The 14158-nt window shown below is 44.5% G+C and carries 13 protein-coding genes; 8 read left to right on the forward strand and 5 right to left on the reverse strand.

The genetic code is table 11. The features are described from left to right. Positions 1–124 precede the first annotated feature (124 nt). From KIO97_RS02050 to KIO97_RS02070, 5 genes are all read left to right on the forward strand, one after another. On the forward strand, positions 125–724 hold the full coding sequence (locus tag KIO97_RS02050) for a CoA pyrophosphatase (RefSeq protein ID WP_285380764.1): 600 nt from the start codon (positions 125–127) through the stop codon (positions 722–724). Between the two features lie 346 nt (positions 725–1070). Beyond that, entirely contained in the window at positions 1071–2324 is a 1254-nt protein-coding gene (locus KIO97_RS02055; protein WP_045421426.1) for an aromatic amino acid transport family protein, read from the forward strand. A gap of 96 nt (positions 2325–2420) precedes the next feature. Beyond that, positions 2421–3782: an L-serine ammonia-lyase gene (locus tag KIO97_RS02060; RefSeq protein ID WP_285380767.1), complete on the forward strand. Its 1362-nt coding sequence runs from the start codon at positions 2421–2423 to the stop codon at positions 3780–3782. A gap of 231 nt (positions 3783–4013) precedes the next feature. Then, positions 4014–5729, forward strand: a complete 1716-nt coding sequence (locus KIO97_RS02065) for an EAL domain-containing protein (protein WP_285380769.1) — start codon at positions 4014–4016, stop codon at positions 5727–5729. Between the two features lie 106 nt (positions 5730–5835). Then, a complete protein-coding gene (locus tag KIO97_RS02070; protein WP_285380771.1) occupies positions 5836–6303 on the forward strand; it encodes a GNAT family N-acetyltransferase in 468 nt (155 codons plus the stop codon). A 71-nt stretch (positions 6304–6374) separates the two neighbouring features. Here the strand turns inward: KIO97_RS02070 and KIO97_RS02075 are convergent, their stop codons facing one another. After that, positions 6375–6512: a hypothetical protein gene (locus tag KIO97_RS02075; RefSeq protein ID WP_005534756.1), complete on the reverse strand. Its 138-nt coding sequence runs from the start codon at positions 6510–6512 to the stop codon at positions 6375–6377. A 256-nt stretch (positions 6513–6768) separates the two neighbouring features. On the opposite strand from KIO97_RS02075, the gene KIO97_RS02080 reads away from it, so the two are divergent. After that, positions 6769–7554, forward strand: a complete 786-nt coding sequence (locus KIO97_RS02080) for a response regulator transcription factor (protein WP_285380773.1) — start codon at positions 6769–6771, stop codon at positions 7552–7554. A gap of 169 nt (positions 7555–7723) precedes the next feature. On the opposite strand, the gene queD is transcribed toward KIO97_RS02080, so the two are convergent. Continuing rightward, positions 7724–8086: a 6-carboxytetrahydropterin synthase QueD gene (gene queD / locus KIO97_RS02085; RefSeq protein WP_005376896.1), complete on the reverse strand. Its 363-nt coding sequence runs from the start codon at positions 8084–8086 to the stop codon at positions 7724–7726. Positions 8087–8586: 500 nt separating this feature from the next. Here queD and KIO97_RS02090 point away from each other — a divergent pair, with 500 nt between their 5' ends. Together KIO97_RS02090 and asnS are read left to right on the forward strand one after the other, a co-directional pair. Continuing rightward, the gene (locus KIO97_RS02090; RefSeq protein WP_285380775.1) at positions 8587–10212 is read left to right on the forward strand and encodes a methyl-accepting chemotaxis protein; all 1626 of its coding nucleotides are present in this window, start codon (positions 8587–8589) and stop codon (positions 10210–10212) included. Between the two features lie 186 nt (positions 10213–10398). Continuing rightward, positions 10399–11799 (forward strand): asparagine--tRNA ligase, encoded by a 1401-nt coding sequence (gene asnS / locus KIO97_RS02095; RefSeq protein WP_005530375.1) that lies wholly within the window; start codon positions 10399–10401, stop codon positions 11797–11799. Positions 11800–11926: 127 nt separating this feature from the next. On the opposite strand, the gene KIO97_RS02100 is transcribed toward asnS, so the two are convergent. The 3 genes from KIO97_RS02100 to KIO97_RS02110 all read right to left on the reverse strand — a co-directional run bounded on the left by KIO97_RS02100 (position 11927) and on the right by KIO97_RS02110 (position 14082). Continuing rightward, positions 11927–12340: a hypothetical protein gene (locus KIO97_RS02100; RefSeq protein ID WP_050906359.1), complete on the reverse strand. Its 414-nt coding sequence runs from the start codon at positions 12338–12340 to the stop codon at positions 11927–11929. A gap of 30 nt (positions 12341–12370) precedes the next feature. Further along, positions 12371–12592 (reverse strand): hypothetical protein, encoded by a 222-nt coding sequence (locus KIO97_RS02105; protein WP_005429738.1) that lies wholly within the window; start codon positions 12590–12592, stop codon positions 12371–12373. Between the two features lie 98 nt (positions 12593–12690). Continuing rightward, positions 12691–14082, reverse strand: coding sequence for a PLP-dependent aminotransferase family protein (locus tag KIO97_RS02110; protein ID WP_285380778.1), 1392 nt, complete (start codon positions 14080–14082; stop codon positions 12691–12693). Positions 14083–14158 lie beyond the last annotated feature (76 nt).

The raw sequence follows: 14158 nt of genomic DNA on the forward strand, positions 1-14158 counted from the left end.
CGTCTTCAGCTAACCTTATAGTGACGTCTTAAAATAAAGAATGGTGTATAACGCTATAAGTTTCAAATTAATATGTTCTTCGCATCATACGAAACGCATGCGTCATTAAAGAGAGGGAGCAACTTTGGTTATTGATAAATCTACCCTGCTACAAAGCTTTCAGCTGCAGCTTCCAACCGGATACCATAAAGAATCTCTGGGGCGCCTCGCACACTTGAAAGAAGAGACTTTGCGAGACGCCGCCGTGTTGATCGGTTTTGTCGAACGCAAAGAAGGCCTCAGCGTCATTTTGACTAAACGAGCAGCGCATTTAAAACACCATCCGGGGCAAATCAGCTTTCCTGGTGGCAAGTATGAGCCTCAAGATACCCATCTAGTGAACACTGCGATTCGAGAAACGGAAGAAGAGATCGGCATACCTACATCACACATTAGCGTGTTCGGACAGCTACCCAAGCTACCAACCATTAGCCAATTTAATGTCACGCCGTTTTTGGCTTTTGTTTCACCAGACTACATGACTCGTATCGACCCAAACGAAGTCGCAGAAGTTTTCGAAGTACCCGCCAGCCACATTTTGAATCCAGATAAACTCTTTAGTGAAAAATTTAAGCTAAGAAAAGCCAGCCATCGTGTGTTTGCTATTCCATATCAGCAACATTTCATCTGGGGAATGACCGCACAAATCATCGAATCGATGCAAAAACACATCACTTTAAAGTGATGACTTTATTAATTAGTTTTGGTGCCACAAACCAATCATCATGTGCATCAATATTAATAAAAGGTTATTTTTCAAACATTCATTCACATTAGTTTAATTTGATTTTCATAAGGCAAACGCTTGCGGAGAGATAAATTCATACAACTAATGCATCGGATAACTTTTTCTAATCTCAAGCATTAACAATAATCACGTGTAGCACGCCATTTTCGTGATAAAAAGCAGGTTTTTGACATATCATTCGATAAGCTCGAGCAATACATGATTTAGATCTAATTTCGAGAATGCAAAATCCTGCAAAATTGCTCCCGACTTATTTCCTGTTCCCAAAATGAGTAACTCAAAAATGAATACAACTACTTCTGCGGCTTCAACCGCACAATCGTCTAGTAAGTTTTCTTACAAAGACTTCACCTGGTGTTTGTCCCTATTTGGTACAGCAGTAGGTGCAGGTGTACTTTTCCTTCCAATTAAAGCAGGTGCTGGCGGTTTCTGGCCATTAGTTATCCTAGCTCTAATCGCGGCACCAATGACTTGGTTCGCACACAAATCTCTAGCTCGTTTCGTACTTTCTGCGAAAAACCCTGAAGCGGATATCACTGACACAGTAGAAGAGCACTTCGGTAAAACTGGCGCAAACCTTATTACTTTTGCCTACTTCTTCGCTATCTACCCAATCGTACTAATCTACGGTGTTGGTATCACAAACACGGTTGACTCTTTCCTAGTTAACCAAATGGGTATGGAATCTATCCCTCGCTGGCTACTTTCTGGCGCGTTAATCGCTGCTATGACTGCGGGTGTAGTATTCGGTAAAGAGCTAATGCTGAAAGCAACATCAGCAATGGTTTACCCTCTAGTATTCATCCTACTAGCGCTTTCTTTCTACCTAATTCCTGACTGGAATACGTCAATGATGGAAGTGTCTCCAAACTGGGGCGAAATGCCTTCAATCGTTTGGCTAGCAATTCCAATCATCGTATTCTCATTCAACCACAGCCCAATCATCTCTCAGTTCTCTAAAGAACAACGTCGTGTATACGGTGATGACGCAGTTAAGAAAACTGACGCGATCACTGGCGGTGCAGCGATGATGCTAATGGGCTTTGTTATGTTCTTCGTATTCTCTGTAGTGCTTTCTCTATCTCCAGAGCAACTAGCAACTGCGCAAGAGCAAAACATCTCAGTATTGTCTTACCTAGCTAACGTTCACGAGTCTCCACTTATCTCTTACATGGGTCCTCTAGTAGCGTTCGCAGCAATCACTTCTAGCTACTTCGGCCACTTCCTAGGCGCACACGAAGGTCTAGTTGGTCTAATCAAATCTCGCTCTGAGACTCCTAAGAGCAAGATTGAAAAAGCATCACTAATCTTCATCGTAGTGACTACTTGGATCGTTGCTATCGTTAACCCAAGCATCCTAGGCATGATTGAAACAATGGGTGCACCGATGATCGCTGCAATCCTATTCTTGATGCCTGTATTCGCGATGAACAAAGTTCCTGCGATGGCGAAGTACAAAACTTCAGCACCTGTACAGATTTTCACAGCAATCTGTGGTCTTGCGGCAATTAGTTCTGTAATCTACGGCGCTCTTTAATCACCGCTCTCTATAAAGCGTGATTAATTCAAGAATATAACGATAATAAAAAGCCTCCCAACTCCCCTTGGGAGGCTTTGTTCTGAGGTAATCGATATGATTAGTGTTTTTGACATCTATAAGATCGGCGTTGGTCCTTCAAGCTCACACACTGTAGGTCCAATGAAAGCGGGTAAAGAATTTATTGATGATTTACGCTCAATGGGAAAATTGCGCGAGATCACTAAGATCACCGTTGACGTTTATGGTTCACTATCACTGACAGGGAAAGGTCACCACACGGATATCGCAATCATCATGGGTCTTGCAGGCAACTCCCCTGAGAAAGTAGATATCGACTCTATTCCGGGCTTTATCGCTCGCGTAGAAGAAACTGAGCGCCTACCTGTTGGCATGCACTGTCACACAGTATCGTTCCCGAAAGATGGTGGTATGAACTTCCATACTACTAACCTTGAGCTTCACGAAAACGGCATGCAGATCCACGCGTGGATCGAAGACGAAAAAGTGTACTCAAAGACTTACTACTCTATCGGCGGCGGCTTCATCGTTGATGAAGAGAACTTCGGTAAAGAAGTAGAGAACCCAATCAAGGTTCCTTACGAATACACAACAGCAGAAGAGCTTGTTCACCAGTGTAAAGAAAGCGGTCTTTCTATCAGCGCACTAGTGATGAAAAACGAACACTCTCTGCACTCTGATGAAGAGACTCGTACATACTTCGCAAACATCTGGCGCACAATGCGTGAGTGTATGGATCGCGGTATGAACGAAGAAGGTATTCTGCCAGGTCCACTACGTGTTCCTCGTCGTGCAGCAGCACTTCGTCAGCAACTGCTTACTTCTGAAAAGACAACAAACGATCCAATGTCGGTTGTTGACTGGGTAAACATGTTTGCTTTCGCAGTAAACGAAGAGAACGCAGCAGGTGGTCGCGTTGTGACAGCACCAACAAACGGTGCGTGTGGCATCATCCCTGCGGTACTGGCTTACTACGATAAGTTCATCCAAACTGTGACTGAAAAAGATTACATCCGTTACTTTGCGGCTTCTGGCGCAATCGGTGGTCTTTACAAGCGTAACGCGTCTATCTCTGGTGCTGAAGTTGGTTGTCAGGGTGAAGTTGGCGTAGCGTGTTCTATGGCGGCAGCGGGCCTTGCTGAGCTGATGGGTGGTAGCCCAGAGCAAGTGTGTATGGCGGCTGAAATCGCAATGGAGCACAACCTAGGTCTAACGTGTGACCCAGTTGCAGGTCAGGTGCAGGTTCCATGTATTGAGCGTAACGGTATCGCAGCAGTAAAAGCGATCAACTCAACTCGTATGGCTCTACGTCGTTCTTCTGCTCCAACTGTTTCTCTAGATAAGGTTATCGAGACCATGCTAGAGACTGGTAAAGACATGAACGCAAAATACCGTGAGACATCTCAGGGCGGCCTAGCAGTAAAAGTTATCTGCTAATCCCCTCTCCTCTCTCTGATTCTAAAGCCCGAGCTGATGCTCGGGCTTTTTTTCATCTCTACATTGCTCTAGGAAATGTTCTAGGAAAATTTCTCTCTAGATTGAGCTTTATAAAAAAATCTAAAATAGTCACTATATCCAGAAGTTTAGGATATGCCCGTAGAAGGTCACATACCTGCCATCGCAATATTGATAACGTATTCAAAAATTAATCCTGGAGCGCTCTAACACATGATTAGGTTTGAACTTGGAAACCAAATCTGCGTTTGCCTGACCGAAAAAGAACTTTCACTACAGCTCAATAACTCCATTCACTCTTCTATTCCCGTCAACAGAATCGAATATTTAATCCTTAGTACCATTGCCGCTTTTGGAAGCTTAAATGCACCTATAAGCCAGAGGAAAATCGAAAAGAAGTTGTCAGCGCAACATCACCTGATGTTGCCGGAAAATGGGTTTAAAAACGCTGTTGCATCGATCAGAAAAAAGTTCAGGCAACTGACAAAGAACCATATCGAGACCCAAAAGTCTCTTATCGAAAACATACACCGAAAGGGATATTTTGTGCCTTACGATAGCCAACATGCCCAAAAAGACGGACTTCTTCAGCAAGCAAGAATTCACCAACAAGCGATACATAGCCTAAGAATGGCGACGGGTATCTGTTTGCGAAGCCGACTCTTATATCTCAATGTGTTGTTCTTTCTCCTGATTGCCATCGCGCTGTACATCGCGATTTGCTTTTACACGATAAGCACCATCGTAAGGCAGAATTATTTCGATGATGCGATGAACTTTGCGCAAGATTTGGCTGAACGCAGCTGTTTTCAGCACGAAGCACAATTGCGAGGCTTGTTCGACAATATACAGTTGGTTGAATCGGCATTAATGACCGATAAGCACAATATCCGCTGCTTGGTCACCCCTGAGGCCGTGGTTCCGGTTAATCAGAAGGATAGTAAAAACTGGTTAAACAATGAGAGTTACACCACTCACTCATTTTCATTTAATGGTGCTGAGGTGTTGGTTCGTGTCAAAAACATCAACCTATCAAACAATATTGAAAGCCATATGTCGCAGATGTTTTTGTCTGGGATGAAAGTGTGTACTAACACTGGCACCGCGCTAGAGATAGGCGATACGAAAGGCGATTCGTTTCTCTACAACGTCAACGACAATGGTTACAAAGAGATCTATTATGTCTCTGGCCCCATTTCGAGTATCTTGATTTTGAGCTTTATATTAATGCTTATGGTGAGGCATAAAGAGCTGCGAGCGCTCATGGCTTATATGTGGACCATCCGCCAGTTCAACCTCAAACTTGAACCGATTCACAATACTTCAAACCGACAAAACATCCACTACGAAGTGCTGTCTCGCTTTAAGGTTAAAAATACCCAGCGCTTTATTGAGAGCCTGATAGCCAACGGCTTATTGCTGAACCACACTCTACTGGTCATCAAAACCATCTACGCAGATTCAAAATCCTTACTTGCGCCATTGAGCATCAATGTCTGCCCTTCCCTACTTGAGGGCCGTAACTTCGCTCGTCTATATCGACAGCTTAGCCAACTCGACTGCTCGCTATTGACCATTGAGATCACCGAAAATGCCTCGATGTATTACACACGAGAGATCTTTGACAACATCAATAAGCTCAAAGAGATTGGGTGTAAGATCAGCATCGATGACTTTGGTACCGGCAATAACAACGTTGAGCTTATTAGCCATATCACACCCAACTACCTTAAGATTGACCGTTTGTTTGTGATGAACCTAAAGCAAGATGACAAAAAGGTTGAGACGCTGCGCCAACTTATCGCCATGGGGCATACTTATCATTGCACCGTGATTGTGGAAGGTGTTGAAACCGCAGAATGCGCACATTTATTGACGACATTGGGGGCACACATTCACCAGGGCTTCTATTACCCTCTCTGCCGCTAGCCTCTTCTATTTATTGACAATAATCTGTACATAACCAGATTGCGTACTCTTAATGTCCACAACTATAATGGCGGTATTGTTTTACCGCCCTGAATCGATTTAGGTCATGATCGCCATTAAACCTGCCAAGTTGAAAGATTTTGCCAGCTTGATGCAACTGGACGTGCAAGAAGACCAAAAAGGATTTTTTAAACCATTTGAACAGGCTTACCAAAAACGCACCAAGTCGGAAGTGTTTTACACCATATTCCACGATTACTTAACGGTAGGCTACCTTGTTATTGATAAAGGTTTTTCTCAGCATGCGCCGTTCGCAAAACGGCATGAGCTTGGATTAAGCTACATCATGATCGACAAGCGTTTTCAAGAACAAGGCGTGGGTACCGCAACGCTGAAAAAGTTGATGATGTATGGCTATGCAATTGATGCAGAAAGCAGTTCTATTTGCGCGACTGTCGCGAGCCACAATAGAGTCGGCATCAAGCTATTTGAATCGGCGGGCTTTGAGAACACCCTGAAAAGCATTTATGAAGAGAGTGGAAAAGCGCTGATCTTGCGCCATGCATTAGGCTGATTTACCCCTTAAACGAAAATAGGCAGGTTCTTTGTAAGCCTGCCTATTCACTAATTAACTCATTAACCCGGTCACACTGCCATCACTTCTGCTTGCCAACCGTAGCTTAAATACTCTTTCGCTAGTTCGTTAGCCACAAAAGTCGAAACGACAACTTCAACCCACATACTGTATGAGCCTGCGCGGTAACGCAGTTTCATCATTTTCATTCAAACCTCTCCGAATAATGCCCAATAGACTGAGGCTTACTCACCATTCACCTAAACTATAATAAAAAACTGATATCCACGCAGTGGAGCCCTTTGCGCATACGTGCTTGAACTCTCTCCTTGAGATTAAATGGATATAGTGTATGTTATTCCACAAACCTCGAAATAATGCAGGCGCCATTTTGCAGAATGATATGAACAGGATGTAGAGTAAAAATACTGCATTTATAAAAAATGATAAGATGAGCCAGATTTTATGGGCAGCGATATAGGTAAAACGACCGAAACCAGTTTTGAAGCACTCATGATTCGTCAAGCGAAGAGCCTGACATCCTCTCATGCAGATGAATGCCAAAGCCAACTTGAACAATTCATGCTTGAAGCCATGAATTGGTTTGAGATCGACCGCATGACAATGTTCCCAAACTCCATGCTTTTCTTCAATCAAGGTAAAACCCTTTCCGTTGCGCGAGCCCCGCACAAAGTACTGACCGCTGAGCAAGTGGGTGTGGAAGATGGCGAGCGTTACCTACGCCTGATTGGTAATTCTGAAGAGATTCAAATCTTCGATAAAGACAAACTCGCCAACAGTGACGTTATCGTCTTACGCATGCTTTCCGCACAAGGGGCTTGCTGCCATTACACCATCCCACTGGTCCAGTTTGGACAGCGCTGGGGAGGCCTATCCTTCACTTTATTCGGTAGTAAAGGATGCGGCTTAACACAAAGCCAGATTGAACAGGTTACGTTCATCTCCCATATGTGGCTCTCCTTTTGGCAACACTCAAAGTTGCATCGCAGCCTACATCGCCCGGACATGAAAACCGATAAAGAAAACCATCGCATGCTGCGTTTAAGTCATCGTCAATGCGATGTGTTGGGGTTATTGGCAAAAGGCTTATCGGCAAAAGAGATAGCGACCGAGTTAAACCTCAGCCCCCGAACCATCGAGTCGCACAAATATCGACTGTTAGATATGTTAGAACTCGACAGCCATGCAGATTTGGTGCAGTTTGCGCTTCGCAATGGCATAGGTTATTAGCGCTCTTTACACTCTCGGCGTTAAGTCTCATTAAAACCATTTGGTCTGGTTAAACGATTTACTTTTATTAAACCATATGGCCTTACTAAACAGAGACTGGTTCTAGATCAACAGATAAAGAAAAGGCAAGCCGTCTGGCTTGCCTTTCTAATAGGAATGCTAAGGGAGCTTACTCGCCCTTGTAGATACAACCCGCTGTACAAGTTTCTTTGATCTCTACTTTGCTCAATAGAGGAAGACTTGGCTTAAGTTGTTGCCAAATCCATTTTGCTAATACTTCACTAGTCGGGTTTTCTAGACCTTCAATATCATTCAAGTAGTAGTGGTCTAAACGGTTGTAGATTGGTTTGAATGCCGCTTTGATCTCTGCGAAATCAACAACCCAACCCGTATGTGGGTCTACTTCACCTTCTACATAAAGACGAACAAGGAAAGAGTGCCCGTGTAAGCGTCCACACTTGTGACCTTCTGGTACGTGTGGCAAGTGGTGTGCCGCTTCGAACATAAACTCTTTGTACAATTCTGTTTTCATCTTGATTCTCAGGCTTTAAAAAGACACGCAATACTAAGGAATTCACCCTTTAATGACAACCTTTATCAATAGGCTAAAGAGAGGGAAAACGTTTAACCATAACGAGATTAAAAGTGAATGAAAAAAAGGGCAATCCTCGAGGGTAACGAAGATTGCCAAATCCGGAGGTTCCAGAAAATGGTTTAGGAAAATGAAACAGGGTGATTGGCTAGTAAAGCACTCTCCCTCACCCTGAGATGTAAGACTCGGAGAGTACGGCGCTAAGAATATCCAATGCATGGTTAACGGACGGTTAACGATAAAAACAAATGCGAACTCTCACTAAATTTCTCTGATCGTCGCCTTTTTGGCACAACGCCAAACTATTGATTACACGCCACTTACATCACATTTACATAACCCCACTCTGTTTGGGGTCACATTCATTCAGGCAACTTATCGCTGATGCATCGCTAACCCCTTAATATTGTGGCGTTCGTTCCAATAACACTTATAAAAATATGCGCTCAACCATTACTTTCAAACTCCTACTTGCTCTTATCGCGGTGTTCACGTGTGTACTCGCGGTGTCGACGGGCTATCAGTACTATCAACAAAAAACGTTGATCAATAACGTACTGAGTGAACAACTGCATGATAAAGCCAGCAACTACTTCGACAGCCTCAACATGATGATGCTGACAGGCACCATGGCACAGAAAGAAACATTGCGACAAAAAGCCTTAGCCCAAGAAGGCATCGAGCAAGTACGCGTCTTGCGCGCCGACGCGGTTTCCAAATTTTATGGGCCTGGCGATGCCAATCAAAAGCCAGTGGATGATATTGACCAACGTGCGCTCAATGGAGAGTTAGTGATTGAGCCTATCAGTGCTGACTGGGGTAAAGGTTTGGTCGTAGCACTACCAATGAAATCGAGTGAAAACTATCGCGGCACCAATTGCGTTGCCTGCCATATTGCTCCTGAAGGTGAAGTGCTAGGTGCGATTCGACTTGAGTACAACATGAACCATGTGAACTCCCTAATTAACAAGCAAGCGATGTTCGCTATGGGGATCATGTCCGTGATTGCGTTTGTTGGCTTCCTCATTACGATGGGGTTAATTCGTAAAATCATCGTTCGCCCGATTCAAAATACATCGCGTTTTATGTCTAACGTCAGTGCAAGTAAAGACTTATCCAAACGACTTGAATGCAAACAGCGTGATGAAGTGGGCCAACTTTCTGATTCTATTAATTCCTTTATGGATACCGTATCAGAGAGCTTAGAGCGTGTGCGAGATACCTCCCATTCTCTGGCTGGTTCTGCAGGGAGGCTCACTGATGTTGCCCAATCTACCGATGAAGCGGCAGACAATCAGCAGGTCGAAACCAATGAGGTGCAAACTAATATTAGCGGCATGCTGGAGCAACAAGATGTCGTAGAGCAAGCGACTATCGATGCCACTACCTTGGTTAATCATACCGTTGATGTCGCCACCACCAGCGCAGGCCAAGCGCATCATGTAAGTGAAGACATCAAGAGCCTAGTAATAGATATCGACAAGGTCCGTGAGAAGATAGCAACCTTGAATCAGCAAACGGAAGAAGTGTCCTCGATACTTGGCGTTATCAAAGGCATAGCCGAACAGACGAACCTACTTGCCCTAAACGCAGCAATAGAGGCGGCTCGCGCCGGTGATCAAGGTCGTGGTTTTGCTGTTGTTGCCGATGAAGTGCGAAATCTTGCCTCTCGCACAGCAGAAGCCACCAGCAATATTGAGAACATTATTTCTCAGTTCCAGCAAGGCAGTGAAGAATCACTCACCTCCGTCGACAACGTGTGTCAGTTTGCCCACCAGCGCTCTGTCGATGTAGAAAACTTGTCAGAGACCATGCGCAATGTGGTGGGTGAAATGCATCAGGTATTAAAACACGCCGAAAACATCCAACAACAAACTCAAACCACGTCAAATGTGAGCAAACATATCCAAAGCAAAGTCGATACGATTACCTTACACGCGGATGACACCTCGCAATCGGCGTCCCATACTCGCGAAATCAGTGTTGATTTAGAGCATCTTTCTGAGCGTTTGGAGTCATTACTTAACCAATTTACCCTGTCAGAGGAACAAAGGACTCGGAAATAAGAAAAATCTCTCCTTCAAAATGAATATAAAGGTTGAAGCTGACGATTTGACAGGTAATATGTTTCGTTGAATCTAAAAAATTCTATCCAGCTCAACACTTCGCTTGTTTTTTGCACAATTTTGTTTAGAGACAGGCACTTTTAAGTGTTGAGTTGAATTTTTACCTCAATGGAGAATATTGAAAACATGACTTACGCGCCTGTATCAGACGTTTTGAAAGGTCAGCTAGCAGTAGACAGTGAAGTAACTGTTCGTGGCTGGATCCGTTCACGTCGTGATTCCAAAGCTGGAATCTCTTTCCTTGCCATTTATGACGGCTCTTGTTTCGACCCGATTCAGGCCGTGGTCCCTAATAATCTTAATAATTACGACGACGAAGTTCTTAAGCTAACTACAGGCTGTTCTGTTGAAGTAACTGGTAAGATTGTTGAGTCTCCTGCGAAAGGTCAAGACTTCGAGCTAGCAGCAACTAACGTAAAAGTAGTTGGCTGGGTTGAAGATGCTGACACTTACCCAATGGCAAAAACTCGTCACTCTATCGAGTACCTACGTGAAGTAGCGCACCTACGTCCGCGCACAAACGTAATCGGTGCAGTAGCACGTGTACGTAACTGTCTATCACAAGCGATCCACCGCTTCTACCACGAGCAAGGATACTTCTGGGTATCTGCGCCACTGATCACTGCTTCAGATGCTGAAGGTGCTGGTGAAATGTTCCGCGTTTCTACGCTAGACATGGAAAACCTACCTCGCACTGAAGAAGGCAAAGTAGACTACAACGAAGATTTCTTCGGTAAAGAAACGTTCCTAACGGTATCTGGTCAGCTTAACGGTGAAGCTTACGCTTGTGCACTAAGCAAAGTTTACACATTCGGCCCTACTTTCCGCGCTGAAAACTCAAACACTAGCCGCCATCTAGCTGAATTCTGGATGGTTGAGCCTGAAGTAGCATTCGCGGATCTAAACGACATTGCGAAACTATCTGAAGACATGCTTAAGTACGTGTTTAAAGCAGCACTAGAAGAGTGTCGTGATGACCTAGAGTTCTTCGCTCAACGTATCGACAAAGAAGCAATCACTCGTCTTGAGAAATTCGTTTCTTCTGATTTCGCTCAAGTAGACTACACTGACGCAATCCAAATCCTTCTTGATTCTGGTCGTGAGTTCGAATTCCCTGTTGAGTGGGGTATCGACATGTCTTCTGAGCACGAGCGTTTCCTTGCTGAAGAACACTTCAAAGCGCCTGTAATCGTTAAGAACTACCCGAAAGACATCAAAGCATTCTACATGCGTCTAAATGACGATGGTAAAACGGTAGCTGCGATGGACGTTCTTGCACCTGGCATCGGCGAAATCATCGGTGGTTCTCAACGTGAAGAGCGTCTAGACATTCTAGATGAGCGTATGCGTGAAATCGGCATCGATCCAGAGCACATGAACTGGTACCGCGACCTACGTCGTTACGGCACAGTGCCACACGCAGGCTTCGGTCTAGGCTTCGAGCGTCTAGTTTCTTACGTAACAGGTATGGGCAACGTTCGTGACGTGATCCCATTCCCACGCACACCTCGCTCTGCGAACTTCTAATCACGCTTTAGTGCTTTTAACCAAGTCTTCGTGATATCGAATCAAAAAAGACCTCCCTTGTGGAGGTCTTTTATTTTGTGCTGATTAAGGCAAATACTGCGCGTAATGTTTATTCGTATACTCTTCGCTATTGGCTCAACTTTACGCTCATAATGCTTGCAGACTCTGTTACCTCCACATTGTCATTCTCATCAGTCACTACCGTATGATCATAGACTCCGCCAATCAGAACCGGTTTTTCAAGGTCTCTCTGCTTAATGACCAACGACGTGTTGATCTGATTTGTTGCGTGTTTAATCTTGCTGGCTTTAATCACCGAGACATCTAACTGATAGTCGGGATGAAGCTTTTTCACCGTCCCCGATAAATCGATGCGCTCTTTCTCATTGTCTACATGAGCCTCAAAATGATTATCGGCTTGGATCTCTGCCGTCAATTTAGATTGATCATAAATCAGAGTGACCGATTTAGGTTCAACGTCCTGATTAGCAGCGCAACCGAACGTGAACATAGATAGTGCAAGCAAGATTGAATTCTTCATTCACTTTATTCCTAGTTGTAGTTATGTCTTTTATGAGTCGTTACCCTCATCTTTATCTGCATGAGCGGCGTACTTAACACCCAATACGCACAAACCAAACATAATAAAAGGGATAACGGCGGCGGTGTATTCTGTCCACGCCATATGAGAGAAAGACTTCGCCAAAATAAGATGCGCAAACACGAGTAAAAATGCGCTAAAAATGGCAACGGCGATGAGTCTCAATTCGTGTTTTATCAACGGCTTTTTCATTGTCACTCCTCCTTATCGATGACTCTGTGGAAGAGTGAAACACAGCTTTTCCAAACGGTCCTGATACAGTTAGGCCGAAAAAAGATCAAACAGTTCCATTAGCGAAGTAAATCACTCAATTTGCGAATGGCTTGTTCAACGTGCTCATCCATCGCTAAAGAGGTATTAAGCCGCAGACAGTTTTCAAACTGTGCATCCAAGGAGAACAACTTGCCGTGAGCAATGGTCACCTGTTCAGCAAGCAACGCGTGATAGAGCGCTTTGCTACTGATGCCTTTTGGCAGTGTCAACCACAGAAAATACCCACCTTGCGGTACATAGAAATCAACTTGCGTGGGAAGATGCTGTTCAAGAAGAGCAATAAATCGTTGTTGGCGCTGTTGGAGCGTTTTACGCAGCTTTCTTAGATGGTTATCGTAACTATCATTTTGGAGGTAATGCGCCACGCCTTGTTGAATAGGAGCGCTGCCGGACAAAGTCGACATCAATTGCAACTTTTGAATCGGCTCATTGAAGCGTTTATTGATGACCCAACCTAAACGATAACCTGGACAAAGGCTTTTTGATAATGAACCACAGTGGAGCACTCGCTCTTGAGTATCAAAGCTTTTAAGTGACATTGGCTTCTTCTCACCAAAGTACAGCTCAGCATATACATCATCTTCGATGAGATACACATCGTGCTGATTAGCGAGATCGACAACACGATGTTTTTCCTCATCACTAAGCGATGTGCCTGTCGGATTGTGGAAGTTGGTCATGAGCCAACATGCTTTCACATCGTGCTGCTCAAACAGACTTTCTAATTGAGTTAATGAATGGCCCTGTTTAGCATCCACGTGAACTTCTATCGCCTTCAAACCGAGTCGTTCAATAGCTTGTAGCGCACCATAAAAAGTCGGTGACTCAACGACTACAATATCGCCGGGTTGAGTAACAGCTTGCAGGCTAAGGTTGAGCGCTTCTAACGCTCCCGAGGTAATCACAATGTCATCATGAGTTAAGTTCATGCCCTGCTGAATATAGCGCTGAGCAATCAAGCGGCGGAGTGACTCGCTACCCGGGGGAAGATTATCCAGCAAGGTGTCTGGCCCCATTTTCCGCCCAGAGCTGGCAAGGTTGCGGTTTAATGCGTCTAACGGAAACAAAGTCGGTTCGGGAAAAGCAGAGCCAAGTTTTGTCGCCTCTGGTGACGCTTGATGTTTAAGAAAATCATACAACTCATCATTAACCGACACTCGCAGCGGATGACTTTCTGACGTTGAAACTTCCAATCGTTCGAGATCAGCGGTAACAAAGTACCCCGACTGCGGTTTTGCCGTCACCCAACCTTGAGATTCTAGCAATTGATAAGCTTGCAATACTGTCCCAGTACTGACTGAATGGCTGCGACTCGTTACACGAACAGATGGCAGCTTTTCTCCTGCTCTCCATGTATTTTGCTGGATCTGAGTTTTAAACAGCTCAGCCAATTGGCGGTATCGGTTCATGCATCCCTCGTTACGTTCCTACCGAGCGCACCTTAGCATACTTCACACCGATATACCGACGTCACAGTTATCAAAC

The organism is Vibrio sp. B181a (genome assembly GCF_030248375.1).
Classification (GTDB): Bacteria; Pseudomonadota; Gammaproteobacteria; order Enterobacterales; family Vibrionaceae; genus Vibrio; species Vibrio campbellii.

Excerpts from the sequence above, each read along its gene's own strand:
- KIO97_RS02055 (WP_045421426.1), top strand. The coding sequence starts at position 1,071 with ATGAATACAACTACTTCTGCGGCTTCAACCGCACAATCGTCTAGTAAG.
- KIO97_RS02060 (WP_285380767.1), top strand. The coding sequence starts at position 2,421 with ATGATTAGTGTTTTTGACATCTATAAGATCGGCGTTGGTCCTTCAAGC.
- KIO97_RS02065 (WP_285380769.1), top strand. The coding sequence starts at position 4,014 with ATGATTAGGTTTGAACTTGGAAACCAAATCTGCGTTTGCCTGACCGAA.
- KIO97_RS02070 (WP_285380771.1), top strand. The coding sequence starts at position 5,836 with ATGATCGCCATTAAACCTGCCAAGTTGAAAGATTTTGCCAGCTTGATG.
- KIO97_RS02075 (WP_005534756.1), bottom strand. The coding sequence starts at position 6,512 with ATGAAAATGATGAAACTGCGTTACCGCGCAGGCTCATACAGTATGTGG.
- KIO97_RS02080 (WP_285380773.1), top strand. The coding sequence starts at position 6,769 with ATGGGCAGCGATATAGGTAAAACGACCGAAACCAGTTTTGAAGCACTC.
- queD (WP_005376896.1), bottom strand. The coding sequence starts at position 8,086 with ATGAAAACAGAATTGTACAAAGAGTTTATGTTCGAAGCGGCACACCAC.
- KIO97_RS02090 (WP_285380775.1), top strand. The coding sequence starts at position 8,587 with ATGCGCTCAACCATTACTTTCAAACTCCTACTTGCTCTTATCGCGGTG.
- asnS (WP_005530375.1), top strand. The coding sequence starts at position 10,399 with ATGACTTACGCGCCTGTATCAGACGTTTTGAAAGGTCAGCTAGCAGTA.
- KIO97_RS02100 (WP_050906359.1), bottom strand. The coding sequence starts at position 12,340 with ATGAAGAATTCAATCTTGCTTGCACTATCTATGTTCACGTTCGGTTGC.
- KIO97_RS02105 (WP_005429738.1), bottom strand. The coding sequence starts at position 12,592 with ATGAAAAAGCCGTTGATAAAACACGAATTGAGACTCATCGCCGTTGCC.
- KIO97_RS02110 (WP_285380778.1), bottom strand. The coding sequence starts at position 14,082 with ATGAACCGATACCGCCAATTGGCTGAGCTGTTTAAAACTCAGATCCAG.